Annotated in this window: 23 protein-coding genes, 5 tRNA genes, 2 pseudogenes and 2 other annotated features; of the genes and pseudogenes, 27 read left to right on the top strand and 3 right to left on the bottom strand. The window is 28.1% G+C overall.

Features of this window, described 5'->3' with window-relative positions:
• The first annotated feature begins 48 nt into the window (after positions 1-48).
• The 10 genes from BUA90_RS08360 (at position 49) to BUA90_RS08315 (ending at position 4522) form a co-directional block, all read left to right on the top strand.
• The gene (locus BUA90_RS08360; protein ID WP_072967557.1) at positions 49-996 is read left to right on the top strand and encodes a type II CAAX endopeptidase family protein; all 948 of its coding nucleotides are present in this window, start codon (positions 49-51) and stop codon (positions 994-996) included.
• Between the two features lie 255 nt (positions 997-1251).
• Positions 1252-1464 (top strand): alpha/beta-type small acid-soluble spore protein, encoded by a 213-nt coding sequence (locus BUA90_RS08355; RefSeq protein ID WP_242945067.1) that lies wholly within the window; start codon positions 1252-1254, stop codon positions 1462-1464.
• Positions 1465-1590: 126 nt separating this feature from the next.
• Complete coding sequence (locus BUA90_RS08350; protein ID WP_072967554.1) at positions 1591-2331, top strand: class I SAM-dependent DNA methyltransferase; 741 nt, start codon at positions 1591-1593, stop codon at positions 2329-2331.
• A 144-nt stretch (positions 2332-2475) separates the two neighbouring features.
• Positions 2476-2673: a cold shock domain-containing protein gene (locus BUA90_RS08345; protein ID WP_072967552.1), complete on the top strand. Its 198-nt coding sequence runs from the start codon at positions 2476-2478 to the stop codon at positions 2671-2673.
• Between the two features lie 266 nt (positions 2674-2939).
• Positions 2940-3821, top strand: coding sequence for an Hsp33 family molecular chaperone HslO (gene hslO, locus BUA90_RS08340; protein WP_072967550.1), 882 nt, complete (start codon positions 2940-2942; stop codon positions 3819-3821).
• A 196-nt stretch (positions 3822-4017) separates the two neighbouring features.
• Positions 4018-4093: transfer RNA gene (locus BUA90_RS08335), tRNA-Val, on the top strand.
• 111 nt (positions 4094-4204) lie between these two features.
• A tRNA-Asp gene (locus tag BUA90_RS08330) sits at positions 4205-4281 on the top strand.
• A gap of 3 nt (positions 4282-4284) precedes the next feature.
• Positions 4285-4360: transfer RNA gene (locus BUA90_RS08325), tRNA-Phe, on the top strand.
• Position 4361: 1 nt separating this feature from the next.
• Positions 4362-4436: transfer RNA gene (locus tag BUA90_RS08320), tRNA-Gly, on the top strand.
• Positions 4437-4447: 11 nt separating this feature from the next.
• Positions 4448-4522, top strand: a tRNA-Cys gene (locus BUA90_RS08315).
• Between the two features lie 244 nt (positions 4523-4766).
• Here BUA90_RS08315 and istB read toward each other — a convergent pair.
• Positions 4767-5413, bottom strand: a pseudogene (gene istB, locus BUA90_RS08310) (IS21-like element helper ATPase IstB).
• 102 nt (positions 5414-5515) lie between these two features.
• Positions 5516-6082: pseudogene (locus BUA90_RS12600) on the bottom strand (Mu transposase domain-containing protein); the annotation flags it as partial.
• 722 nt (positions 6083-6804) lie between these two features.
• On the opposite strand from BUA90_RS12600, the gene BUA90_RS08305 reads away from it, so the two are divergent.
• The 6 genes from BUA90_RS08305 (at position 6805) to thrS (ending at position 14657) form a co-directional block, all read left to right on the top strand.
• Complete coding sequence (locus BUA90_RS08305; RefSeq protein WP_072967548.1) at positions 6805-8112, top strand: radical SAM/SPASM domain-containing protein; 1308 nt, start codon at positions 6805-6807, stop codon at positions 8110-8112.
• Positions 8112-9308, top strand: coding sequence for an MFS transporter (locus tag BUA90_RS08300; protein ID WP_072967546.1), 1197 nt, complete (start codon positions 8112-8114; stop codon positions 9306-9308). Before BUA90_RS08305 ends, BUA90_RS08300 begins: the two co-directional genes overlap by 1 nt.
• Positions 9309-9923: 615 nt before the next feature.
• Complete coding sequence (locus BUA90_RS08295) at positions 9924-10685, top strand: DUF6873 family GME fold protein (protein WP_072967544.1); 762 nt, start codon at positions 9924-9926, stop codon at positions 10683-10685.
• Between the two features lie 95 nt (positions 10686-10780).
• The gene (gene ytxC / locus BUA90_RS08290) at positions 10781-11695 is read left to right on the top strand and encodes a putative sporulation protein YtxC (RefSeq protein ID WP_072967541.1); all 915 of its coding nucleotides are present in this window, start codon (positions 10781-10783) and stop codon (positions 11693-11695) included.
• Positions 11696-11778: 83 nt separating this feature from the next.
• Positions 11779-12381, top strand: coding sequence for a DUF445 domain-containing protein (locus BUA90_RS08285; RefSeq protein ID WP_094756818.1), 603 nt, complete (start codon positions 11779-11781; stop codon positions 12379-12381).
• A gap of 85 nt (positions 12382-12466) precedes the next feature.
• Positions 12467-12682 (top strand) — a binding site (T-box leader).
• 52 nt (positions 12683-12734) lie between these two features.
• Positions 12735-14657, top strand: a complete 1923-nt coding sequence (gene thrS, locus BUA90_RS08280) for a threonine--tRNA ligase (RefSeq protein ID WP_072967536.1) — start codon at positions 12735-12737, stop codon at positions 14655-14657.
• A gap of 36 nt (positions 14658-14693) precedes the next feature.
• Here thrS and ftsH read toward each other — a convergent pair whose 3' ends face one another.
• Positions 14694-16253, bottom strand: a complete 1560-nt coding sequence (gene ftsH / locus BUA90_RS08275; RefSeq protein ID WP_072967534.1) for an ATP-dependent zinc metalloprotease FtsH — start codon at positions 16251-16253, stop codon at positions 14694-14696.
• A gap of 433 nt (positions 16254-16686) precedes the next feature.
• Between ftsH and BUA90_RS08270 the strand changes: the two genes are divergently transcribed.
• From BUA90_RS08270 to pheS, 11 genes are all read left to right on the top strand, one after another.
• The gene (locus BUA90_RS08270) at positions 16687-17883 is read left to right on the top strand and encodes a DUF3798 domain-containing protein (protein ID WP_072967531.1); all 1197 of its coding nucleotides are present in this window, start codon (positions 16687-16689) and stop codon (positions 17881-17883) included.
• Between the two features lie 99 nt (positions 17884-17982).
• Positions 17983-19593 (top strand): sugar ABC transporter ATP-binding protein, encoded by a 1611-nt coding sequence (locus BUA90_RS08265; protein ID WP_072967529.1) that lies wholly within the window; start codon positions 17983-17985, stop codon positions 19591-19593.
• Positions 19594-20634 (top strand): ABC transporter permease subunit, encoded by a 1041-nt coding sequence (locus BUA90_RS08260; RefSeq protein WP_072967527.1) that lies wholly within the window; start codon positions 19594-19596, stop codon positions 20632-20634.
• Position 20635: 1 nt separating this feature from the next.
• Positions 20636-21949, top strand: a complete 1314-nt coding sequence (locus BUA90_RS08255; protein ID WP_072967525.1) for an ABC transporter permease subunit — start codon at positions 20636-20638, stop codon at positions 21947-21949.
• Positions 21950-22080: 131 nt separating this feature from the next.
• Positions 22081-22683: a translation initiation factor IF-3 gene (gene infC, locus BUA90_RS08250; protein ID WP_465220309.1), complete on the top strand. Its 603-nt coding sequence runs from the start codon at positions 22081-22083 to the stop codon at positions 22681-22683.
• A gap of 29 nt (positions 22684-22712) precedes the next feature.
• Positions 22713-22910, top strand: a complete 198-nt coding sequence (gene rpmI / locus BUA90_RS08245; protein ID WP_072967523.1) for a 50S ribosomal protein L35 — start codon at positions 22713-22715, stop codon at positions 22908-22910.
• Positions 22911-22941: 31 nt separating this feature from the next.
• A complete protein-coding gene (gene rplT, locus BUA90_RS08240) occupies positions 22942-23301 on the top strand; it encodes a 50S ribosomal protein L20 (protein ID WP_072967521.1) in 360 nt (119 codons plus the stop codon).
• Between the two features lie 206 nt (positions 23302-23507).
• Positions 23508-24158: a potassium channel family protein gene (locus BUA90_RS08235; RefSeq protein ID WP_072967519.1), complete on the top strand. Its 651-nt coding sequence runs from the start codon at positions 23508-23510 to the stop codon at positions 24156-24158.
• 11 nt (positions 24159-24169) lie between these two features.
• The gene (gene rlmB, locus BUA90_RS08230; protein WP_072967517.1) at positions 24170-24979 is read left to right on the top strand and encodes a 23S rRNA (guanosine(2251)-2'-O)-methyltransferase RlmB; all 810 of its coding nucleotides are present in this window, start codon (positions 24170-24172) and stop codon (positions 24977-24979) included.
• A gap of 88 nt (positions 24980-25067) precedes the next feature.
• Complete coding sequence (locus BUA90_RS12830) at positions 25068-25160, top strand: YqzL family protein (RefSeq protein WP_072967515.1); 93 nt, start codon at positions 25068-25070, stop codon at positions 25158-25160.
• A 17-nt stretch (positions 25161-25177) separates the two neighbouring features.
• Positions 25178-25395 (top strand) — a binding site (T-box leader).
• A gap of 164 nt (positions 25396-25559) precedes the next feature.
• Positions 25560-26579 (top strand): phenylalanine--tRNA ligase subunit alpha, encoded by a 1020-nt coding sequence (gene pheS / locus BUA90_RS08220; RefSeq protein ID WP_072967513.1) that lies wholly within the window; start codon positions 25560-25562, stop codon positions 26577-26579.
• The last annotated feature ends 45 nt before the right edge of the window (positions 26580-26624 follow it).

Here is a 26624-nt window from a genome sequence, read left to right as displayed (position 1 = left end):
ATAGATTTGCTAAAAATATTTATTTGTAGTACAAAAGGAGGCAAAAAAGTGAGAAGTGAGAGGTTTAACATTTTAGAAGTAAATTTATTTTATTTAGTTATTGCAATACTGCTTTTAACGTTTGGAGGGTATTTTCAGAAACTTAATATAAAAACTGGACTGTTGATTACTGAATATGTTATTGTATTGTTTCCGCTTTTAATATTTTTAAAATTGAGAAATAAGGATATTAAAAAAGTTTTAAGACTTAATAGATTAAGAATAAAACATGCTTTTTTAATAATAGTAATAACTTTATTTATGTATCCAGTAGCAGTTTTTTTTAATTTATTAATGATGATAATTATAAGAAGTTTTAGTGTAATTAAACCTTTACCTATACCTACTGCGGACAGTTTTCATGAATATATAGGACTATTTTTTATAATAGCTATTTCTGCCGGAATATGTGAAGAAATTTTTTTTAGAGGAATGCTTTTAAGTGCTTATGAAGAGAGGTTTGGAAAAAAAGCAATAGTAATTACAGCTTTTTTATTTGGAATATTTCATTTTAATTTACAAAATTTGTTTGGACCAGTAGTACTTGGATTGATTTTTGGATATTTAGTTTATTTAACAGATTCTATATATGCAGGTATTATAGGTCATATTACAAATAACGGATTGGCAGTGACACTGGCTTATATGATAAGAGTTTTAAGCAGTAAGTTTAATTTACAAAGCGGTGCAGTTTCAGAAAATACTATGCCAAATGTTGCAAATATGATAGGAGGTCTTATATTTATTGGAATAGTTGCACTTATAATGGGTATATTAGCTTACTTGCTTATAAAGGTAATTAGAGAGGATATGAAAATAGATGATGTAAAAAATAGATGTGATGAAAGATATAGAATAGATGCAGGTATATATTCAGCTAAAGAAAGATTTGTTCACTATGCACCTTTAATTGTTGTATTTCTTATATATGTTTTTATATGTTATATACAATTTTAAAATTAGAATTATTCAGTTGTGATTATTTTATAAAAGACAAAAGCCACGAAAATTTTAAAATTTTCGTGGCTTTAAAAAATATATATATTAAAGGGGGAGTGGGAACAAATTTTTGACAATAAACAATATAACATTAATGTCGAAAAATATCAATAGCAAAATTAAAATTTTACAATTTTTTAATTAATTAAGTAGATTAAACTGTATAAAAAGTATCCCCTTGTCTTATAATATTTTAGGAGGGGAGTGATTAATTTGTCTAAAAAGAATAGAGATAAAAATAAGAAGTTTAAGATTGAAACTATAGAGGATAAATGGAAGTATGAAATAGCTTCTGAGTTAGGTTTGCTTGATAAAGTTATGAAAGATGGATGGGGGGCTTTAACAGCAAAGGAAACAGGAAGAATAGGTGGGTTGATAACAGTTAGGAAGAAAAAAATGAAAAAAGAAAAAAATCAGAAACAGTAAGTGCCGGGAGTTAAAGGCACTTTGTTTTTTTGATGTAATTAGGTATAATAAATTTTGATTAATGAGAATTGACTTAAAAGATTTAAAAAATTGTATAAAAAATTTTAAAATAACAGGTGATTATCTATGGAAGCGTATAATGGTTTTGCCAGAGTGTATGATTATTTGATGAGAGATGTAAATTATGACAAATGGGCAGATTATATAGAAAATATTTTTAAAAAATTTAATTTAAGACCAAATACAATTTTAGAATTGGCATGTGGTACGGGCAATATTACAAATAGATTAGCTTTAAGAGGCTATGAGATTACAGGAGTAGATATATCTAGTGAAATGTTGACTATTGCTAGAAAAAAGGCTATGGATTTAGGTATAAATGTAGCTTATATCAATCAGGATATGAGAGAATTAGATATACATGAAAAAGTAGACTGTGTACTTTGTCTTTGTGATGGGTTTAATTATATTTTAGAAGAAAGAGATTTAATTTCTATTTATGAAAAAGTTTATTCGATTTTGAATTTTGGAGGAATTTTTATTTTTGATATAAGTTCTTTTTATAAAATTTCGGAAATTCTTGGAAATAATACATATGCAGAAAACTTTGAAGATATTTCATATATATGGGAAAATTATTTTGATGCTGAAAGAGAAGTGTGTGAATTTGATTTAACTATATTTATGAGAAAAGGACAGTTGTTTGAAAGGGTTCAAGAATTTCATGAGCAGAGAGCATATAGGACTGATGTTGTTATAGATTTATTAAAGCAAGTTAAATTTAAAGATATAAATGTTTATAATGCGTTTACATTTGAAAGTCCAAAATTTACAGATGAAAGGATAAATTTCGTATGTATTAAGTAATTTTTATGTATATCTTGTCATAATATTGAGCATAATATAATTATCTAAAAAATATTTGACACAATATATTAAATGTGGTAAAATAAATACAATTAAGCTAGCTTAATTAATTTTTATTTTGAAAGTTTTTAGGAGGATTGTTTAATGAAAGGTAAAGTAAAATGGTTTAATAGTGAAAAAGGTTATGGATTTATAACCGGAGAAGATGGAAATGATGTATTTGTACATTATACTGCTATTCAACAACAAGGATTTAGAACTTTAGAGGAAAATCAAGAAGTTGAATTTGAAGTTGTAGAAGGTGAAAAAGGACCTCAAGCAGCTCAAGTTGTAAAATTATAGTGTATAATGAACAATTAAATTGATTGTCTGTCAGCCCTGATATTATCAGGGCTTTACTAATGTTATAGATATTTATTTATAAAATTTTTGAATAAAGAAATTTTTTATAGATAAATTTTATCAGCTATTTGTATTTTGTTAAAAATAATATTGTAAGTTTTTACAGATTAGTGTAGTTTTTTTATTTGAGATAGTTCAAATAAGTTATAAGTTTAGAGCTTGTAATATGTAGTTTGCAATTTTATAATTGAAACGGAGGGATAGTTATGAAAAACTATATAGTAAGAGGACTTGCAGGAAATAAAAATATAAGAGTATTCGTAGCAATAACAACTGAAATGGTGGAAAAAGCTAGAAAAATACATAAAACGACTCCTGTTTCAACTGCAGCTCTTGGGAGGACAATAACTGCAGCTTCAATTATGGGATATATGTTAAAGGGTGAAAAAGATAAATTGACATTGCAAATATTGGGAAGTAATGAAATAAAATCAATTGTAGCAGTTTCAGATTCGACTGGAAATGTAAAGGCGTATATATCTAATCCAAATGCTAAAGTTAAATTAAATGACAAGGGAAAATTAGATGTAGGTGGAGCTGTAGGTAGAGGGAAATTGAGAGTAATAAAAGACCTTGGGTTAAAAGAACCATATATAGGACAAGCAAATTTAATTAGTGGAGAAATAGCAGAAGATTTAGCAGCTTATTATATGTATTCAGAGCAACAGCCTTCTGTGGTATCTTTAGGTGTTTTAATTGATGTAGATGGTAGTGTGAAGGCTGCGGGAGGATTTATTATTCAACCTTTACCTGATGTAGAAGAAGAAATTTTGATAAAATTAGAAGAATGTATTAAAGATGTACCACCGGTATCAGCTATGGTGGCAGAAGGATTATCAGGAGAAGAAATAATGAGAAGAATATTGAAAGATTTTGATGTAGAAGTAGGAGAAAAGAAAGAAGTTGATTTTGTATGTGATTGTTCGCTGGAAAAAATTGAACGGGCACTTATAAGTTTAGGTGAGGAAGAATTAAAGAATATTATCGAAGAAGATGAGGAAGCTGAAATTCAATGTCATTTTTGCAATACTTTTTATAAATTCAATAAAGAGCAGCTTATAGATATTTTAAAAAGAGCAAAAAATTAAATCAGTTGTAGAATTTTTTATTTGATTAAGAGGTTGTTAGATTTGAAAATTTAAAAAATAAAATTTATAATTAATTTTTGCAATTAATAAAGATTTATTTTTGTGTTGCGGCTGAAAGGAAAAATTAAATTTTTATCTTAAAACATATTGACATTGATATTAAAATATAGTATTATAATATCTGTCAGTTTGGGGAGGGCGCATAGCTCAGCTGGGAGAGCACCTGCCTTACAAGCAGGGGGTCATAGGTTCAAGTCCTATTGCGCCCACCAGATTCAATCAAATTTAATTAAGAATTAAAAATTAATAATTAAGAATTATTAAGGAAAATTTTAATATAATTTTTAATTCTTAATTCATAATTTTTAATTTATATTTGATTTGGCCCGGTAGTTCAGTTGGTTAGAACGCTAGCCTGTCACGCTAGAGGCCGAGGGTTCGAGTCCCTTCCGGGTCGCCATATGCCCAGATAGCTCAGTCGGTAGAGCAGGGGACTGAAAATCCCCGTGTCGGTGGTTCGATTCCGCCTCTGGGCACCATGCGGTAGTGGCTCAGTGGTAGAGCATCGCCTTGCCAAGGCGAGGGTCGAGGGTTCGAATCCCTTCTACCGCTCCAATTAAATATATGGCGGCATAGCCAAGTGGTAAGGCAGAGGTCTGCAAAACCTTTATTCCCCAGTTCGAATCTGGGTGCCGCCTCCAATTTCAAGTCAACCAAAAAGGTTGATTTTTTTAGTTTTATGTCAATATTTGGGGTAGGTATTCTTTGAAATGCCTGCCTTTTCTTATTTTGAAGCAATTTTTATAGTTGTTAACACCAGTTTACAAGATTAATTAAGCTACAAAGTTATTATATGTAAATGTCAATATAAATTTGTATGAAAAGTGGAAAATAATTTTGTACAAAAAAGCGAATCGACAGTTTTTTAGAAAAACTGTAAAAATATTAAATTTTTGACTGAAGTCTGTATGAAGGTCCTTTAATTAAAATAACATGAGAATGATGTAATAATCCATCTAATATAGCATGAGCTAAAGTAGCTGAACCAAATATTTCACCCCAGTTAGAAAAAGCAGTGTTAGTAGTTATGATAATTGAATGACTTTCATATCTTTTAGATATTAGTTGAAAGAATAAGTTAGCTGCAGCTGTATCTATCGGTAAGTACCCTATTTCATCTATTATTAATATTTTATACTTTGAATGATGTTTTAATCTAGCTTCTAATCGGTTTTCTGCTAAAACTTTTTTTAATTGCGAAATTAATTCCTGAAAATGAATGAAGTATGTAGAGTATCTGCACTTTGTACATTCCATTCCTAAGGAAGTAGCAAGATGAGTCTTGTCTACTCCAGGAATTCCAACAAAAAATATATTCTCATTATTTTCAATAAATCTTAACTTTTTAAGTCAAGAATTTGTTGTTTATTTACACTAGGCTGAAAATCAAAATCAAATTCATCAATTTCTTTTAAAAAAGGGAAATTAGCTACTTTTACACAGGCAAGCATAGCCTTTTCTTGTTTTGCTTTTATTTCTAAATTACTTAATTCATATAAAGCATCTATAATGTTTTTTTCTCCTGATGACATTAAATTTAAGTATGTATCTATATTATTCTTAATGTTATTTAAACCAAGTTCTTTTAAATTGTTTAAAAATTTAACGTAGTTATTCATATTTCCTCCTTGTTTTTATAGCAATTTATCTAGTTCATTGAGATTATTTAAGCATATATTTTCTAAATTGTCTTCATTTTTAATAACTTCAATTAATAGCTTTTTATAATCATTATGATTATAAAAAGCTATTAATTGCTTATTTTATGTACAGAAATTAATTCTGTGTTAAAATATATGTGTAACTTATTTTCTATATTTTTAAGTGTTACTTTTTTATCTATATATTAGGCGGGACAAAGTATTTATTTACTTTGTAATGTACTAGAGAGTCTTTATGAACTTTGACAGCTCGTAGTTCATATAACTTTCTATGATACGATTACATGGTAATGGAGATAAATACTCCTTTTCTTTTTGAAATAGTAGTATAGGTGGAACATTAGTAGCTTGATTTGGTGCTTGATTAACTTTTGAATTTATAGTTTTTATTATTTCTACTAAATCCTTTTCAGTCTCAAATTCATGATTGTATGGTAGTAGCCATTCTATAAATTTATTTGCAGCTTCTACTTTGTCTTTAGTGTAAGAATGTCTTGGTTTACATAAATATATTTCAAATCCAAAATCATCTGCAAAGGATTAATATAATATACTAACATATTTTGAAATTAAAGGCAAATCATGCATTTTATTTAAATATTATGGTATTTAAAGAAATAAATAGTATATAAAAAAAGAAATACACAAATAATTTAAAAAATTTAAATATTTACAGGATAAGGTAAAAATGATTAAATATAACTGTGATATATTTCAAATAATTCAATAGGAGGTGAATATTATGAAAATAAAAAAATTAAAACTTCTAAATCTCCAATAGCTAAAAGTTTAGTATGTTGGGATTGGAAAGAAAAAAAACCTAATTGTCGTTAGTAACGTAAAAGGAGGATTATTGTAATCCTCCATTTTCTTATAGAATTTATAGTTTTTTTAAAGCATCTAATAAAAAATAATATATTAACCTAAGTATATAAGTAGCATTTTTAGATGAAGAATATTTTGGAAAGTCAGATGGATTAATTGCATCAAATAGTTAAAAAAATAAAAGTTTGGTTTATGTGTTGGTGTAAAAATTCAATATATTCAAAAATAAGCTGTCTATTTATAAAGGATTCGCTTTTAATAAAATTAAATATTTAAGATTAAAATATAATATTAATATTCAATAAAAAGGAGATGAAATTTTTTTGAAAACAGAAAAAATTTACAGATTGATAAAGAAATTTTATATTCTAACAAAGTAATATAAAGCGTTTAAAATTATATAAAATGCTAAAAAATAATTAATATGAGGTGATATCATGTATCCTATTGTTAAAAAAAAGATTTTTTTAAGAGATACACCAAAAGAAACTTATATTATACATGAAAATAATTATTTTCAAATAGAAAAAGAAGTCATAGAGCTATTAAATTTGATTAATGGAACAAATAGTATAAATGATATATATCAATATTTTAGAAACAAATATACTAAAGAAGAAATAAATGATATTTTAAATTTTTTAAAAGAACAAAATATTATAGAATTTAGCAAGAATCCAAACAAACAAAAAATTCATATATTTGAAGATGAAGCATATCCAACATCACTAAATATTGAAGTTACATATAATTGCAATATGAATTGTGAGCACTGTATGGTTGATTATTCTCAAAAAAAAGTTAATGAAATTTCTTTTAATGATATAGATAATATATTATTACAAATGGATAAATTGAATATTAATGTTTTAACAATAACTGGAGGAGAGCCCTTATTAAAGAAAGATTTGGTTTTATATACAGTAAAAAAATGTAGTGAAAAAAATATAGATGTAACTTTATTAACTAATGGATTCCTATTTGATATAAATACAATTAAAGAATTACATGAAGCTGGACTAAATAAAGTTCAAATTAGTTTGGATAGTGTTTATGAGCATAAGCATGATAAAATTAGGAATAAACCAGGTTCATATAAAAAAGTTCTTAGTTCTATTAGTAATTTAAAAAAGTATAACGTGAAAGAAGTAGCACTTTCTATGACAATAACGCAAAAAAATTTTGACGAAGTTCCAGCATTTATTGACTTCTGTGTATCAAATGGTGTTTTACCAAGAATTGCTCCAATTGTTCCTATACAAAAAGGAATAAATTCTAATTTGATGTTAACTAAAAAGCAATTGGTAGATTTATACAAATTTACTCATTCTACATCAGATAATAAAATTTCAGCTACACTAGTAGCAAGTAAAAAATGTTCTATAGGGAGTTCTCCTGTTATTAATCCTTGTGGTGATATTTTCCCTTGTATGCATATGAAGTTCAATGAGTTTAAACTAGGTAATATAAGAAATAGTAATTTAGAAAAAATTTGGACGGAATCTGAAATACTTAAATATTTAAAAGAAATTACAAGATCTAATATTGAAAATTGTAAAGATTGTTGGAATAGATATCTATGTAATAATTGTTTAGGAGAAATATATAGTTTGACAGGGAAATTAAAATCGAATAATCCATATAGATGTGCAGCTAATAAAGAAATTACAAAATATATTATTTTGCAAGGAGATGAATACACTAAAAATAGAGTATTATGTTTAATAGAAGGAGATATTAATTAATGAATTCATTATTTTTTTTGATAGGTCAATTTATTTCACAAATTGGTGATCAAATTTACAATGTAGGTTTATTATGGTGGTTGTTAAAAAATAATTATTCACCTAAAATATTAGGAACAATATTTGCAATTTCTGTAATACCTTCGGTTTTAGTAGGCCCTTTTTTAGGAGTATTATCTGATAAACTAGATAGAAAAAAAATAATAATATATATGGATATAGTAAGAGGCATGTTAATGATTCATATAGGCATTTTATGTGTAAATAATTCTATATCACTTTATTATTTATTTATGGCTACTTTTATTATAGGAATATGTTCAGCAATGTTTGATCCAACTATTTTGTCTTCTATTCCATTGATTGTTGATGGTGATAAAAATATAATTAAATTACAAAGTAGAATGGAATTAATCAGAAATTTAGTTTCCGTTTTTGGACCTATTTTTGGTGGTTTTTTATTAACTATAGTAAGTCCTGCAATTAGTTTTATTATTAATGGATTATCTTTTTTAATTAGTGCAATAATGGAGATGTTTATTAAATTTAAGATTCAAACTTATGAAAAAGTCATTATAAAAGATATAGTCAATGATTTTAAATTAGGTGTCGAATTTATTAAAAAAAATTATATTCTTAGAAATTTAATGCCTTTATTTGCCATAATAAATATGATTGGGTTACCAATACTTCAAATTATTGTTCCTTTATTAATATCAAAAAATATTGGTAATTCGCTTTCAATTGGTTTTTTTTACTCTTTGCTTGGAGTAGGAGGAATTTTGGGAGCTTTATTATATTCTAAAATACCTTTTAAAAAACTTAATATTATTCTTATAGGTATATCAATTTTCACTTTTTCAACTATGTTGCTTTTGATAGCATGGAATACGATAATATTTATATTGTCAGCTCTAGCTTATGGATTTACTTCTCCAATTATACAAATTGCTACTAATATGATTTTTTTAGAAAATGTACCAAATGAAATGAGAGGTAAAGTATTTTCGTTTAGAAGGATGTTTTCTCAAGCATTTATGCCTATAGGATTATTTGGTATAGGATATATTACTCAGAAAATTTCTATAAATGTATCAATATTTATATCTATTATCATTCTTTTAATTAGTTTAATAAAATTATTAAAACTAATAAATTTAAATAAAAACATACAAACAAAAATTATAAAAGAATGAATAGGTTCTTTGTAAGTAATTGGAGTGGGATTACAATTCCACTCTATTATTATATTTGAATTTATTTTTTAGGTTGAAGATACGCATAACTGTAGGAATAAAATATTAGTATTTTTAGTGGCCTTCAGTCATACCAATAATTTTAGTAAGTTCTTGACAAATATAATGAGCTAAACGGTTAGTTATATGGTAATAACGAGGAAGAAAATCATAAGATTTATAAAATTTTTAAAAGTATTAAATAAGTATGTTTAAATTGAAAAGACAAATTTTTAATAAATTGATTTTTGTAATCATGTATTTTTGAATTTATAAAAGCACAAGCATGATAATTGTGTTTTTTAAGCTAGTTTTGAATAAAAGTATCTGTATGAGAAATTTTTGTTGTTTTTACCTATTTTAAATTAAGTAGTTTATTGATATAATTATGTTATGCAGTTGTTAAAATGTCTTCTTTCAGTATTTGTTTCGCAAACAATATTGTAAGACATTTTTAACAGGTGCATTATTTTTTTGCAAAATAAAAATGATGAGGTTTTATATCCCAATATTTATTATAGAACCTTTTATTAATTTAAAACTTTCAAATTATAAAAAATGAAAATAGGTGATTATATGGAAAAGCCCATTGATATTTCATTTATACCAAAAAGTAAAGTAAAAACAGTTATAGTTGATAGACGTGTTCCCAGATGTATTCAGAATAAAATACGAGCTGAAGGTATAAATATTATAAAAACATGTTGTTGTAGTGATTTATATGAAGCTATATTATGTCATCCTGATATATTAATGCATCATGTTGGTGGAAATGAAATAGTTGTATCTCCGAATGTTTATGAGCATATGCGCTTTCAATTTGAAAAATTAAATTTTAAAGTTATTTTAGGAGAAACTGTTTTAGGAAGTACCTATCCGAATAATATTGCATATAATGTAGGAAGGATTGGAAAATTTGCAGTACACAATTTTAAGTATACAGATAAAGTGCTTTTTGAAAAATTAGTAGAAAAAGATATAAAATTAATAAATGTAAAACAGGGATATGCAAAATGCTCAATATGCATTGTTAATGAGAATGCTGTAATTACATCTGATAAAGGGATTGCAAAACAGTTAGACAGATATGGGATAGATGTGTTGTTTATAAGTCATGGATATATAGATTTACCGGGACTGAATTACGGTTTTATTGGTGGAGCAAGTGGGCTTGTGGATAAAGACAAAATTTTATTTTGTGGAGATATAAGATTACATCCTGATTACGAGAAAATAAAATTGTTTTTAGATAAATATTCCATAAGATTAGATTATGTAGAAAATGAGAAACTTATAGATTTAGGTTCAATTATACCTATTACTGAAAGTGTAGTTTAATAAAAATTATGCTGTTAATTTTGTATATCTATTTGATGTAAATAAATACTATATAATATTATATTAATTAATGTATGAGAGAGGGTGTGAAACAGGTGGATATTTTTTTATTAACGATAAAGGAAAATGAAGAAAATGTTCAAATTATGGCTGAAAAGATTATTAATAGCTGTATGAGCCAAGAGTTTTCAGTTAAAAGTGATATAATAAAAAATGGTAGATATAATACTATTTATTTTTATATAGATGACTGTATTAATAATGATAAAGATAAGGTAAAAGATTTTATAAATTTTTTTAAGCATTATGCTGCAATTGTTATTGCAGATTATATTATAGATGTATTGGAATTAGAAATGGCAAAAAAAATTCTTAAAAATAATTATTGCTTTTTAAAGCCAGTAGAGAGAAAAATTATAATTGAAGAATTGAATAAATCGCTTGAGAATGAATTTTATGATGGAAATGTATATGTACCATATAAAGTAAATCGAAAGGCTAAAATATTGTATGAATTGTTAGAATTTTTATCAATAGAGGAGATTATAAATGTCAATGGATTTGTTAAGTTCAGATTGCAAAATTATATTGAAGATTTAAGTAGAGTTTTAGAAAAAGTGGTTGAAAAATATATGAAGGAAAAAGAGTATAAAGAATTTATTAAACTTCTTAGATATTTTGTAAATATACAGGAGCCGAAGATGGATGTTATAAATATAGTTGTAGACAAAGCAGGAAGATATCATTTTTATGATAAAAATTTAAAAGCTATTAGAGATAGTTCAATAAATGATTTAACTGATGATTTAAAGGATAATAATTTAAATGGAGATGATTTGTTAATTAGCTCTCTTATAAATATAGCTCCTAGAAAGATAATAATTCATTATATAAGTAATATAAAAAACAATGAAATTATTGAAACAATAAAAAATATATTTGATGACAGATTACATATTTGTAATAATTGTAGAATTTGCAATTTGAATAAAGAGATAAAAGAGGAGTAGAATATTTATTTATATTGTAAGAATTTTTTTTATATGATATACTTTTTATGCTTACAGAAGACAAAATTTAAGAGGTGGAATTGATGTTTTGGGGAAAATTGTTGTTTTTAGCTGTAATAGGTGCTGTAATAGGCTGGCTTACTAATGTATTTGCTATAAAATTAATATTTAGACCGCTAAAACCTATAAAAATACCCGGTGTAAATTTTTATATACAAGGATTAATACCAAAGAGAAAAAGTGAAATAGCAAAAAGCATTGGACATACAGTTGAAACGGAGCTCATATCTATTGAAGAAATCATAGATAAGTTTATTGAAAGAGAAAATAAATCAGAGATTATATTGGAAATTAAAGAAAGAGTAAAAACTATAATAGAACAAAAAATACCTACTTTAATTCCTACAACTATAAAAAATATGATTATAGCTTATGCAGATGAAGTTATTGAAACTCAGGGAGAAGAAGTTATAAATGAATTAGCTGAAAGACTTATACACAGAGCTACAAGTAAAGTGAAAATTTCAGAAATAATAGAAGAAAAAATTATTAATTTTGAACTTGAGAAATTAGAAAGAATAATTTTAAATATTGCCAAAAGAGAATTAAAACATATAGAATTATTAGGTGGTTTAATTGGGTTTTTAATTGGAATTATACAAGGATTGATAATTTTACAATTTTAAGGTATAAAATCAGAAAAAAAGTGTAATATTATTGACAAATACTTTTTTTTAAATATAATAATAAATTAAATACAAGTAAATATTAGTTAATGCTGTGATAGGGAAGAGTACTATAGCCCCAGTCTACAGAGAGGAAATGTCATTGGCTGAGAGCATTTCCGACATGACTATGGGAAAACTACCCTTGAGCAGTAATCTTAGTAGCCTATAGGTGAAAAGATTACCGGGTGGCAACGTTAATGCTGTAAGAGTGGATTTTTCAATTAGGGTGGAACCGCGGGATACAGCTCTCGTCCCTTTTTATAGGGATGGGAGTTTTTTTATTGCTAAAGTAAAAAAAGGAGGGTGTGTATATGGAAAAAATTAAGATTATATTGAAAGATGGGTCTGAGAAAGAAGTGTTTAAAGGCATTACTATATTAGAAATTGCTGAAATGATAAGTAAAAGGCTTGCAAAAGAAGCTGTAGCAGGAGAGGTAAATGGAGAGGTAGTAGGGCTTGATTATAAAATCAATGAAGATAGTGAAGTTAATATATTAAGATTTGAAGATGAGAAGGGAAAAGATGTATTTAGGCATACAAGTTCTCATATATTAGCACAAGCAGTTAAGAGATTATATCCAGATACTAAACTTGCAATTGGTCCATCTATTGATAATGGATATTATTATGATTTTGATTCTGAGTATAAATTTACACCTGAAGATTTAGAAAAAATAGAAAAGGAAATGGAAAAGATAATTAAAGAAGATTTGAAAATAGAAAGATTTGAACTTTCAAGAGAAGAAGCTTTAAAGTTGATGGAAGAAAAAGGTGAAATATATAAGGTAGAACTTATAAAAGACCTTCCTGAAGGTGAAACTATATCTTTTTATAAACAGGGAGAATTTGTAGACCTTTGTAGAGGACCTCATTTACCTTCAACTAAATATGTCAAGGCTTTTAAACTGTTAAGTATTGCTGGAGCATATTGGAGAGGCGATGAAAAAAATAAAATGCTTCAGAGGATTTATGGAACTTCTTTTCCTAAGAAAAAATTATTGGAAGAATATTTGTATAAAGTAGAAGAAGCTAAAAAAAGAGACCACAGGAAATTGGGAAAAGAATTAAAATTATTTGCTATATTAGAAGAAGGACCGGGTTTTCCATTTTTCTTGCCAAATGGTATGGAGTTAAAAAATACTTTGCTTGAATATTGGAGAGAGGTTCATAAAAAAGCTGGATATGTAGAAGTAGAAACTCCTATCATTTTAAATAGGAAATTATGGGAGACTTCAGGACACTGGTATCACTACAAAGAAAATATGTATACATTATTAATTGATGATGAAGATTATGCTATTAAACCTATGAACTGTCCTGGCGGAATGCTTATTTATAAGACAGAAATGCGTTCTTATAGAGATTTTCCTATGAGAGTGGCAGAAGTTGGTAGAGTTCACAGACATGAGCTTTCTGGAGTTTTACATGGGCTTATGAGGGTTAGAGCTTTTACTCAAGATGATGCACATATATTTATGCTTCCAGAACAGATAAAAGATGAAATTAAAGGAGTAGCAAAGTTGATTGATGAGGTTTATTCAAAGTTTGGTTTTAAATATCATGTCGAATTGTCAACAAGACCTGAAGATTCAATGGGTACTGATGAAGAATGGGAAATGGCTGAATCGGCATTAAAAGAAGCATTAGAGGAATTAGAGCTTCCATATAAATTAAATGAGGGTGATGGAGCTTTTTACGGACCTAAGATAGATTTTCATTTAGAGGACTGTCTAGGTAGGACATGGCAGTGTGGAACTATTCAGCTTGATTTCCAATTGCCTCAAAGATTTGATTTGACTTATATAGGAAAAGATGGAGAAAAACATAGACCTATAGTAATTCATAGAGTTGCTTTTGGAAGCATTGAGAGATTTATAGGTATACTAATTGAACATTTTGCTGGTAGATTTCCAACTTGGCTTGCTCCTATTCAGGTTAAGATTTTACCTATTACTGACAGGCATGTTGAATATGCAAAAAAAGTTGCTGACATAATGAAGGAAAATGATATAAAAGTTGAAATTGATAGTAGAAGTGAAAAAATAGGTTATAAGATACGTGAAGCACAACTACAAAAAATACCTTATATGATAATAATTGGAGATAAAGAAGAAGAAACTAATACAATTTCTGTTCGTTCAAGAGATAAAGGTGAATTAGGAAGTCAAAATTTACAAGATTTTATTAATCAAATAGTAGAAGAAATAAAAAATAGAGTTTTAACTAATATTTAAAAAACATAAAAGTCGTCTATTAAATTTAGACGACTTTTATGTTTTTACTAATAGGTTATTTGAATTTTCATGTTCTTTTAAGATGTTTTCCAATTCTTCTCCTGTTAAACTTTCTTTTTCATATAAAGATTCTGCTATTTTACATAAAATATCTTTTTTAGATTTTATTATTTCAAAAGAATCTTTGTAGCAGGAATTTATTATTTTGTTTATTTCTTCATCTATTATATTGTAGCAAGTTTTTATAAGTGTTGGTTCGAAAAATCTATTTTCTAGATTACTCATTCCGTATTCGCAAACCATTTGAAAAGCTAATTGATTTGCTTTTTTAAGGTCATCTTTAGCTCCAGTTGATATATTTCCATATATTACTTCTTCTGCTGCTCTTCCTGCGAGCATTACTTTAATTTTGTTAAAAAGTTCTTCTTTAGTGATTAAAAATCTTTCTTCTTCTGGAGTATACATTACATAGCCAAGTGCTTGACTTCTTGGAATTATAGAGATTTTAGTAATTAAATCTGTATTTAAAATTTTTCCCATTAAAGCATGACCGGCTTCATGAAAAGAAACCCTTCTTTTTTCTTTATCAATGATATGAGAATTTTTTCTTTCAAGTCCTCCTATGACTTTTTCAATAGCTTCATCAAAATCTTCTTTATCAATAATTTTTTTATTTTTTCTAACTGCTAAAATAGCAGCTTCATTTGCAATGTTAGAAATATGAGCACCTGACATACCGTGTGTTTTTTTTGCAAGTTCTTCTATATTTATATTAGGATTTATAGGTTTGTTTTTTAAATGTACTTTAAAGATTTCCTTTCTAGAATTAATATCTGGATTTCCAATATATATATTTCTATCAAATCTGCCCGGACGCAGTAATGCTTCATCAAGCATATCTATACGATTTGTAGCACCGATTACTATTATAGTTTGGTCATTGTTGAATCCATCCATTTCAATTAATAATTGATTTAAAGTTTGGTCTTTTTCATTATTGCTTTCTAAACTTCTCTTTGCACCTATAGCATCAATTTCATCTATAAAAATAACAGAAGGAGATTCTTTTCTAGCTTTTTCAAAAAGGGTTCTTACTCTTTTTGCACCAACTCCTACGTATTTTTCTACGAACTCAGAGCCGCTTGCATGTATGAATTTTGAATTTGTTTCTCCTGCTATAGCTTTAGCTAATAGGGTTTTACCAGTTCCGGGTGGGCCATAGAGCAGTATACCTTTAGGGATTTTTGCTCCCATAGCTTTATATTTTTCTGGATTTTTTAAAAAATCAATTATTTCACCTAGTTCTTCTTTTACTTCTTCTAAACCGGCTACATCTGAAAAACCTATTTTGGGACTACTGTTTTCTTCACGCCTTTTTTCATTTTTTTCATTTTTTAAGTTTACAGTAGCTAATTGAGGAGAGTTGTTAATTCTAAAAAAACAAATGATTAAAATAATGTTAAACAATATAAAAATATATTTACTTGTATTATTGAAGATATTTGAAAAGTTATTACTACTATTTGAAAGAGCAATAATAACTGTATTGACAATTATTGAAATAAAAATAATAAAAAAGATAGTTTTTCTTTTCAAATTTATAACCACCTGCCTTATTTTATATGATTTGTTTAAAAATATTTTCATAGATAGTGTTCCCAAAGTTATTTTAAAATATAGAAATTTAAAATATACATTTTATAAAATTATAGTTGGTAAAATATTTTTTTAATATATAAAAAATTTTAAAAATAAAAATAAATTAAAATAGAAGGAAAATTCTAATAAATGTAGAATCTATTTACTTACAAAGAAATTAATTGAGTAGATTTAATTGTGATTTAAGGTCAAAATAGAACGAAAATGTTAGTTCTTTGATAAAAATTCAGGAATTAATCAATACTTGTTTACATATTATTAATAATAAATTTTTAAAAAATATGTGAAAGGAGGGACAAATTTAATATTAAATTGTTTAAAAAGATTAATTTGTTACATAACAAAGATAAAACAAAGGGGGATTTTATTAATGTTAAAAAAATTATTGTCAATAATGCTTATACTTTCTTTGGTACTTGGTTTAATTGGTTGTAGCCAACCTGCTTCAAATGAGTCGGATAATAATACTTCAAATGAAGCAGAAAAAGTAGATGAGCAGTCAGCTCAAACTTCAAACACTTCTAATAATTGGAAGATAGGCATTATGACAGGCACAGTATCTCAGAATGAAGAGGAATATAGGGCAGCTCAGAGAGTTCAAAAGAAATATGGTAAAGAACATGTTATATTAATGACTTATCCGGATAAGTTTATGGATGAGCAGGAAACAACTATAGCAAATGTTTTAAATATGGCATCAGACCCAGATGTAAAAGCTATAATTATAGTTCAGGCTGTTCCTGGAACTGTTGCAGCTATTAAAAAAGCTAGAGAAATAAGAGATGATATTTTATTTATTGCTGGTACTCCGGGTGAAGACCCTAGTCAGATAGCTGCAGTGGCAGATGTTGTATTTGCTATGAATGAATTAGCAATGGGAGAAACTATTCCAAAACAAGCTAAAAAACAAGGTGCTAAAGTACTTGTGCACTATTCATTTCCAAGACATATGTCATATCCGCTTTTAGCAGCAAGGAGAGATTTGTTAAAAGAAAATTGTGAAAAGTTAGGTATAAAATTTGTTGATGCTACTGCTCCAGACCCAACAGGTGATGCTGGTGTATCAGGAGCTCAGCAGTTCATACTTGAAGATGTGCCAAGAATGGTTGAAAAATATGGAAAGGATACAGCATTTTTCAGTACAAATTGTGCTATGCAAGTTCCATTAATTTCAGCTTGTCTTGAAGAAGGTGCTATTTATCCTCAACCTTGCTGTCCATCTCCATATCATGGATTTCCATCAGCTTTAGGTATAGAAATACCAGAAGATAAAAAAGGAGACGTTGAATATGCTATAGAACAAATAAAAGCTAAAATTGCAGAAAAAGGTGGAACAGGTAGATTTTCTACATGGCCAGTTCCAGTTGCTATGATGTTTATTGAAGCTGGAGCAGAATATGCTAAGGCTTATATAGAAGGAAAAACTAATGGCAAATTAGATGTAGATGTTATTAAGGACAAGTTTAAAGAATATGCAAAAACTGATATAAGCTTAACTCCACTTGAAGAAAATGGTAATAAGTATGATAATTATTTAATGGTGCTATTAGACTTTTTAGATTTTTAATAGATTATCATAAATGATTATTTATAAAGAATATGTGTAAGGTTGCCTTTATTTGGCAGCCTTACATTTTGATGAAACTTTGAAGGCGGGTGAGATTATATGCAGGAAAAGTATATGCTGCAGATGAAAAATATAAATAAGGAATATTTTGGTAATAAAGTTTTAAAAGGTGTAAATTTATCTGTTAAAAGGGGAGAAATACATGCTCTGTTAGGAGAAAATGGTGCTGGAAAATCTACGCTTATGAATATTTTATTTGGTATGCCTGTAATTCATTCAACTGGTGGGTTTAGCGGAGAAGTTTATATAGATGGAAAAAAAAGAGAAGTAAAGTCTCCAAAGGAAGCTATGGAATGTGGAATTGGTATGGTTCATCAGGAGTTTATGCTCATACCCGGTTTTACATTGACAGAAAATATAAAATTAAATAGAGAAATTACCAAAGATAATTTGGTATCAAGAATTTTTAAAAGAGATAGTTTGAAATTTTTAGATTATAAAAAAATGGGGAAAGATGCTCGAAAAGCCTTAGATACTCTTGGAATAGATATAGATGAGTGGGCAAGGATAGCAGGACTTCCTGTAGGGTATATGCAGTTTGTAGAAATTGCTAGAGAAATAGATAAAGTAGGAGTTAAACTTTTAGTTTTTGATGAACCTACTGCTGTGCTTACAGAAAGTGAGGCAGATAATCTTATTAAGGCAATGAAAAAACTAGCATCATCTGGAATAGCTATTTTGTTTATTACCCACAGGCTTGATGAAGTTATGAAAGCTGCTGATAGTATTACTATTCTCAGAGATGGAGAGCTAGTTGCTACTCGCAAGAAAGAAGAAACGAATGTTTTGGAGTTAGCAGAACTTATGGTAGGTAGAAAAGTAGAAGTTATTGCAAAAAGTGGAGAAGATGGAGAAGATTTTGAAAAGAGAGAAACTATATTGTCTATAAAAAATTTAAAAGTAGATATGCCCGGTGAAGAAGTTAAGGGGATTAATCTTGAAATTAAAAAGGGCGAAATACTTGGAATAGGAGGATTAGCTGGGCAAGGGAAAATAGGTATAGCTAATGGCATAATGGGACTTTATCCTTCCTCGGGAGAGGTATATTTAAAAGGGGAAAAATTAAAGTTAAATGATACTTATGAAGCTTTAAAAAGAGGTTTAGCATTTGTATCGGAAGATAGGAGAGGAGTAGGATTACTTTTAGATTCTTCTATCGAACATAATATTGTAGTAACTACTATGCAGATAAAAAATAAATTTTTAAAAAGATTTGGTATATTTAATCAATTAGATAAAAAAGAAATTAGAAATCATGCATTAAAAATGATTAAAGAATTAGATATAAGGTGTACTGGACCTGAGCAGCTTACAAGGCGATTGAGTGGAGGAAATCAGCAAAAAGTTTGTTTAGCTAGAGCTCTTACTTTAGAGCCAGAAGTATTATTTGTTTCTGAACCTACTAGAGGAATTGATATAGGAGCTAAAAAGTTAGTTTTAGATTTACTGGTGAAATTGAATAAAGAATTTGGAATGACTATAATTATGACTTCAAGTGAACTTGCTGAGCTTAGAGCAATATCTGATAGAATAGTGATTATTTCTGAAGGAAAAGTAGAAGGTATTTTAAAACCGACTGATAGTGATAGAGATTTTGGTTTAATGATGGCTGGAGAATATCATAAACTTTATAATAAGGAGGCTATTTAAATGACTGATACGGTAAAGCAATATACAAAAAAAATAGGGCTTCCAAGATTAATTATAAGTTTATTTTTCTTATTTCTTTGGATAGTTTCTTTTATCATAAAATTACCTATTAGTACGCTTGTATCTGATACGATTCGTAGATTTGGAATGTTTGGCATTTTAGTTCTTGCTATGGTGCCAGCAATTCAATCGGGAATAGGACCAAATTTTGCTCTGCCTCTTGGAATAATTTGCGGGCTTCTTGGAGGACTTATTAGTCTAGAAATGGGATTTGTAGGGATGTGGGCTTTTATTGCTGCTATATTGATTTCTTTGCCCTTTGCTGTAATAACTGGATTAATTTACGGAATGTTACTAAACAAGATAAAAGGTTCAGAGATGTTAGTTGCAACTTATACTGGGTTTTCAATAGTTTCTTTTATGTGTATGATGTGGATATTTTTACCATTCAAACACAGAGAAATGGTTTGGCCGATAGGAAAGGGATTAAGGGTTACAATTTCACTTGATACAACATTTGGAGAAATACTTAATAACTGGTTGGGAATAAGAATAGGGCACATATATATACCAACAGGACTTTTATTATTTTTCTTTGGTACATGTATTATAGTTTGGCTTTTTACTCGAAGCAAATTAGGTATTGCAATTAGAGCGGCAGGAGATAATCCTAAGTTTGCACAGGCATCTGGCATAAATGTAGATAAGACGAGAATTATAGGTACAATACTTTCTAATGTACTCGGAGCAGTGGGAATCTTAGTTTATGCTCAAAGTTATGGATTTTTTCAATTGTATTTAGCACCGCTATATATGGCTTTTCCAGCAGTAGCAGCAATTTTAATTGGCGGTGCATCAGCTAAAAAAGCTAAAATATCTCATGTAATTATAGGAGTATTATTATTTCAGGGACTTTTAACTGTTGCACTTCCTGTTGCAAATGCAGTTGTAAGTGAAGGAAATTTATCAGAAGTTCTCCGCATGATAGTACAAAATGGAATAATTCTTTATGCACTTACTCAAGTAGGAGGTGAAAAGTAGTATGGCTGATGTAAATAAATTAGAATTTTTAAAAGAAGATAAAAATAATTCATTTAAAATAAAAAAGTTCTTAATTAATCACAGTGTTACTCTATTATTTGTTGTTATATGTATGATTGCGATATATATTTCAAAGTTATCTCCTTTTTATATAATAAATGAACTGCTTACTAGAATTACAAGAAATTCATTTTTAGTTCTTTCGCTTATTATTCCCGTTTTAGCAGGTATGGGATTAAATTTTGGTATTACAATTGGAGCAATGGCGGGGCAAATAGCAATTATTGCAATAGCACATTGGAAAATAGGTGGCATATGGGGATTTCTTTTGTGTATTGTACTATCTACACCTATAGCTGTATTATTTGGAAATTTGACAGGAAAACTGCTTAATAAAACTAAAGGGCAGGAAATGATTGCAAGTATGATTGCAGGTTTTTTTGCAAATGGTTTATATCAATTTTTATTCTTGTTTCTTATAGGAACATTAATACCAATGAAAAATCCAGAATTAATTTTAAGTAGAGGAATAGGAATAAGAAATACTGTTGACCTTTCTAGAAATAATGGAATAATGTATGCACTAGATAATTTATTAAAACTTCCATTATTTAATGTATTAATAGTTGGTTTTATCATAGCTTTAGCTTATTCTCTATATAAAATATTTAAAAGTAATAGTGCAAAGGAAAATAAAAAAGGTAAAATTAGATATATAGTAATAGCAGTATTAAGCGTAGTAGTAATAGTATTTAGTTTTGTTTTAGTTTCTTTTAATCAATATATTCCAAACAATAATATCAGAATGCTTAAAAATTTAAAGTTGCCAGTTGTTACTGCTATAGTCATATTTTTGTTATGCATGTTTAATAACGTAATTCTTAAAACTAAGTTAGGACAAGATTTTAGAACTGTAGGGCAGGATATGCATATAGCAGAAGTTTCGGGTATAAATGTAGATAAAGTTAGAATATTAGCTATAACTATTTCAACTTTATTGGCAGCTTGGGGACAAATTATATTTTTGCAAAATATTGGAACTTTAAATACATATGGAAGTCATGTTCAAATAGGATTATTTTCAATTGCTGCACTTCTTGTAGGTGGAGCATCAGTTACTAAAGCTACTGTGGGACAGGGATTGCTTGGGATAATTCTTTTCCATACATTATTTATTGTTTCTCCACAAGCAGGTAAAAACTTGTTTGGTGATGCTCAAATTGGTGAATATTTTAGGGCGTTTGTAGCATATGGCGTTATAGGAATTTCTTTAGGATTACATGCATGGAAAAAAACTTTTGGAAAAAAATATTGACATACTAATTTATGAATGTTATACTTAGTGAGGAAATGAAAAATAAGTGTAAAAACAAAGTAGAAACATTTCGTTTCTCACCTTACGACTAAGTCTGTAAGGTTAATATAGCCTAGTGGAAATTATTTAGATTGTTTTTTTATATAAAGATTTATGGCTATGAGACGAATGTTTGTACATTCGTCTTTTATTTTTATGTTTTCATATTTATCAGGAGGTGGACAACTATTAAAAAGGTTGAAATTAATGAGCAAATCAGAGACAGAGAGGTAAGACTTATCGGACCTGATGGAGAACAAATAGGTATAATGTCGTCTAAGGAAGCACTAAAGATAGCAGAAGAAAAGAAACTTGATTTAGTAAAGATAGCACCTGGAGCTAATCCACCAGTATGTAAGTTGATGGACTATGGTAAGTACAAGTACGAACAGGCTAAGAGGGAAAAAGAAGCTAGAAAGAAGCAGAAGACTATAACAGTTAAAGAAGTGAGATTAAGTCTTAACATTGAAGATCATGACCTTAATACTAAAGCTAAAAAAGCAATAAAATTCTTAAAAAATGGAGATAAAGTTAAGGTAACATTGAGGTTTAAAGGAAGAGAATTAGGTCATACTCAATTAGGAGTAGATGTTCTAAATAAATTTTTCTCTATAGTTGAAGAAGTTGGTGTTATGGAGAAAAAACCTAAAATGGAAGGTAGAAATATGGTAATGTTTATTTCGCCTAAAAATTAGCACATAAAAGTTGAAGGGAGGAAATATATATGCCTAAGATGAAAACACACAGAGGGGCAGCAAAAAGATTTAAGAAAACAGCAAGTGGAAAGTTAAAAAGATATAAGGCTTATAAAAGCCATATATTAACTAAGAAGACTTCTAAGAGAAAGAGAAATTTACGTCAATCAGATGTTGTGTCTAAAGGAGATCAAAAGAGAATAGCAACATTACTTCCATATCTGTAAAAAATGTAAAAAGCAAAGGAGGTTGGAATAAATGGCAAGAGTAAAAAAAGCAGTAAATGCTAAAAAGAAACATAAAAAGATATTAAAGCTTGCAAAAGGTTACTATGGAGCTAAGTCTAAACTTTTTAGACCTGCTAATGAAGCAGTAATGAGGTCATTAAGGTTTGCATATATTGGTCGTAAATTGAGAAAAAGAGATTTTAGAAAGCTTTGGATTTCAAGAATTAATGCAGCTGCAAGAATGAATGGTTTATCATACAGCAGATTTATGAATGGTTTAAAACTTGCTGGTGTTAATATAAATAGAAAAATGCTTTCTGAAATGGCTATTCACGATAGTGAAGGTTTCAAGCAGTTAGTTGAAGTTGCTAAATCAAAGTTAAATGCATAATAAAATAGACTCTTAAAGAGTCTATTTTATTTTTCTCTAGTGCTTTTAAAAAATAGTTTGAGGTGGTATAATAAACTAATGTAAAAAGTTTCATATTATTGTGTTTGACTTGAATTAATATTCATATTCAGAGAAATAAAAAACTATTGATGTTAAAATGTTAAAGTTGATTTGTGGAGAGTAATAGTTAAAATGAGGTGCATTTTATGAAAAAACAATTTGCTGTTATTGGATGTGGACGTTTTGGTTCAAGTATCGCGAAAGTATTATTTGACATGGGACATGAAGTTTTAGCTATAGATAAGAGTGAAGAAATTGTACAAAATATTGCAAATTATGTAACTCATGCAGTTCAAGCAGATGCTACCGATGAAAATTCCATTAAAGCATTGGGAATAAGAAATTTTGATGTAGCAGTCGTAACAATAGGGTCAAATATTCAATCTTCAATACTCATAACTTTGATGGTAAAAGAAATTGGAGTTAAATATGTTGTAGCTAAAGCTCAGAATGAATTACATGCTAAAGTACTTTATAAAATAGGAGCAGATAGAGTAGTATTTCCGGAGAGAGAAATGGGAGTAAGAGTTGCTCATAATTTAGTATCCTCAAATATAATGGATTATATTGAACTTGCTCCAGATTACAGTATAGTTGAAATAGCAGCTTTAGATGAGTGGATAGGAAAAAGCCTTATAGATATAAATATGAGGTCAAAATATGGTATAAATGTAATGGCAATTAAACATGGAGCAGATATAAATATAGCTCCTAGGGCTTCAGATGTAATCATGCAAGGTGATGTTTTAGTAGTAATAGGACATAATGATGACTTGCGAAAAATAGAAAAAAGATAGAGGTGTTATTGTTGACCTTAGAAATAACTTCACCAAATAATAAGCATGTGAAACATATAAAGTCACTACAGATAAAAAAATATAGAGATAAATATGGTGAGTTTATTATAGAAGGTTTGAGAATAATAAGACATAGTCTTGAAAATAATGTAGAGCTTTTAGCTGTGTATTATTCTGAAAATATGAAGGATTTTGAAATTTTAAAAACTATATCTGAAAAGAATATTAATATATTTAAAATAGACAGTAAAATTATGAAGCAGATTTCAACAACAGAAAATTCTCAAGGTATTATAGGTATAGTTAAGAAAAAGTTTTATGATTTGGAAGATTTTATGGATAAAGATGAGATTTCAATAGCAATTTTAGATAGATTGCAGGACCCGGGAAATGTTGGAACTATTATTAGGACAGCAGATGCTGCAGGTTTTGATGCAGTAGTTATGATAAAAGGTTGTGTAGATATTTACAATAGTAAAACTATTAGAGCTACTATGGGTTCAATATTTACTATGCCTATAATATATGCCCATGATATTGATGAGCTTATTTATAAATTAAAAACAAATGGTATTGACATTATTTCGACTGTATTAAGTGCAGAAAAATATCATAATGAAGTAGTATATAAAAAGAAAAATGCTGTTATTATAGGGAATGAAGGCAGCGGTATTTCTAAAGAATTTATTGAAAAGTCGAATATAAAAGTAAAAATTCCAATGTTAGGAAATGCAGAATCATTGAATGCTTCTGTTGCAGCAGGGATTATTATGTATGAAATAGTTAGGCAAAAGTTTAATTTCAAAAATTCTAAAAATTAAAAATTCAAATAATCTTATTCTTGTAAACCCTTTTTTGCTGTGCTATAATTTATATAAAGTAAACCAGTGAAAAGGGGTGCTGCTAGTTATGTTCAACATGTGTCAAATTTTCTGGAAAATTTTTATGTTAACTGGTAATGTGGATGCATATTTGCTTTATAAGGAATTGATGAGTTATTAAGCAAATTTTATATAGATATATCGGCTGTGAAGGAGAAAAGTAGGATAAATACAGCTTACAGAGAGGAAATGTCATTGGCTGAAAGCATTTCCAGCACAGGTTTATCTGAAAGTTCACTCTGGAGCTATAAAGCTGAAGTAATAGTAGGCTTTATCGGGTAAAACCGTTATTTTAATGAGTGGTTGATTATTCAACAATTAGGGTGGTACCGCGGAAAAATGCCTTCGTCCCTTTTAGGATGAGGGCTTTTAATTTTTGTTTAGAAATTAAAATATTTTTATGAGAAGTTATAACGTTTAAGTAAAGTAAAATCAAGTATATTGAGAATTATAAGTTAAGAGTTACAAAAAATTGTAACATGCAATTTAAACAAAGTATAAGTGAGAAAGGAGTTATAGAATGAAAGAGCAGTTACAGCAGATATTAGAAAATTCTAAAAGGGAAATATCTTCAGTTAATACTATGGAAGAATTAGAGCAGATTAGAATTAAATATTTAGGAAAAAAAGGTAAGTTAACTCTTGTTTTAAGAGAAATGGGTAAACTTTCTAAAGAAGAAAGACCTGTAATAGGTAAACTTGCAAATGAAGTTAGACAGGAAATAGAAAGAGAATTGGAATTTAATAAGAATGTTATAAAAGAAAAGGAAAAAAAGGCTAAACTTGAGAATGAAGTAATTGATGTTACTATGCCGGGAAAAATAAATAAAGTAGGGCATAAGCATCCTCTAACTTTAGTATTAGATGAAATACAAAATATATTTATAGGAATGGGTTTTAAAATAGCTGAGGGACCAGAAATAGAGACAGTGTATCATAATTTTGATGCCTTAAATGCACCTAAAGACCATCCGTCTAGAGATTTGTCAGATACATTTTATATAAGTGAAGATATACTGCTTAGAACTCAAACATCACCTGTACAGGTAAGAGTTATGCAGAAAACAAAACCGCCAATACGAATAATTTCACCTGGAAGATGTTATCGTTTTGATGAAATAGATGCTACTCATTCACCTATGTTTCATCAAATAGAAGGATTAGTTGTAGATAAGGGTATAACTTTTACAGATTTGAAGGGAACTTTAGATTTATTTGCTAAGAGACTTTTTGGAATAGGGACTAAAACAAAGTTTCGTCCTCATTATTTTCCTTTTACAGAACCGAGTGCAGAGGTAGATGTTTCTTGTTTTAAATGTGGCGGTAAAGGATGTAGAATGTGTAAAGGAAGTGGGTGGATAGAAATACTAGGGTGTGGTATGGTACATCCTAATGTTCTTAAGGAATGTGGAATAGACCCTGAAATTTATAGTGGTTTTGCATTTGGAATGGGACTTGATAGAATTACAATGCTTAAACTTGAAATAGATGATATAAGACATTTCTTTGATAACGATATGAGATTTATAGAACAATTTTAAAGTAGTTTTGTAATTTGAAAATTTTCAATATGTTTTAATAAAGTA

The sequence above is a fragment of the Caminicella sporogenes DSM 14501 genome (assembly GCF_900142285.1).
In the GTDB taxonomy this organism is placed as follows: Bacteria; Bacillota; Clostridia; order Peptostreptococcales; family Caminicellaceae; genus Caminicella; species Caminicella sporogenes.
Note: the sequence above shows the minus strand (reverse complement) of the source record. Positions and strands in the feature narration are given on the sequence as shown.

Coding starts and splice junctions, on each gene's coding strand:
- BUA90_RS08350 (WP_072967554.1), top strand. CDS start 1,591: ATGGAAGCGTATAATGGTTTTGCCAGAGTGTATGATTATTTGATGAGA.
- BUA90_RS08345 (WP_072967552.1), top strand. CDS start 2,476: ATGAAAGGTAAAGTAAAATGGTTTAATAGTGAAAAAGGTTATGGATTT.
- hslO (WP_072967550.1), top strand. CDS start 2,940: ATGAAAAACTATATAGTAAGAGGACTTGCAGGAAATAAAAATATAAGA.
- BUA90_RS08305 (WP_072967548.1), top strand. CDS start 6,805: ATGTATCCTATTGTTAAAAAAAAGATTTTTTTAAGAGATACACCAAAA.
- BUA90_RS08300 (WP_072967546.1), top strand. CDS start 8,112: ATGAATTCATTATTTTTTTTGATAGGTCAATTTATTTCACAAATTGGT.
- BUA90_RS08295 (WP_072967544.1), top strand. CDS start 9,924: ATGGAAAAGCCCATTGATATTTCATTTATACCAAAAAGTAAAGTAAAA.
- BUA90_RS08285 (WP_094756818.1), top strand. CDS start 11,779: ATGTTTTGGGGAAAATTGTTGTTTTTAGCTGTAATAGGTGCTGTAATA.
- thrS (WP_072967536.1), top strand. CDS start 12,735: ATGGAAAAAATTAAGATTATATTGAAAGATGGGTCTGAGAAAGAAGTG.
- BUA90_RS08270 (WP_072967531.1), top strand. CDS start 16,687: ATGTTAAAAAAATTATTGTCAATAATGCTTATACTTTCTTTGGTACTT.
- BUA90_RS08265 (WP_072967529.1), top strand. CDS start 17,983: ATGCAGGAAAAGTATATGCTGCAGATGAAAAATATAAATAAGGAATAT.
- BUA90_RS08260 (WP_072967527.1), top strand. CDS start 19,594: ATGACTGATACGGTAAAGCAATATACAAAAAAAATAGGGCTTCCAAGA.
- BUA90_RS08255 (WP_072967525.1), top strand. CDS start 20,636: ATGGCTGATGTAAATAAATTAGAATTTTTAAAAGAAGATAAAAATAAT.
- rpmI (WP_072967523.1), top strand. CDS start 22,713: ATGCCTAAGATGAAAACACACAGAGGGGCAGCAAAAAGATTTAAGAAA.
- rplT (WP_072967521.1), top strand. CDS start 22,942: ATGGCAAGAGTAAAAAAAGCAGTAAATGCTAAAAAGAAACATAAAAAG.
- BUA90_RS08235 (WP_072967519.1), top strand. CDS start 23,508: ATGAAAAAACAATTTGCTGTTATTGGATGTGGACGTTTTGGTTCAAGT.
- BUA90_RS12830 (WP_072967515.1), top strand. CDS start 25,068: ATGTTCAACATGTGTCAAATTTTCTGGAAAATTTTTATGTTAACTGGT.
- pheS (WP_072967513.1), top strand. CDS start 25,560: ATGAAAGAGCAGTTACAGCAGATATTAGAAAATTCTAAAAGGGAAATA.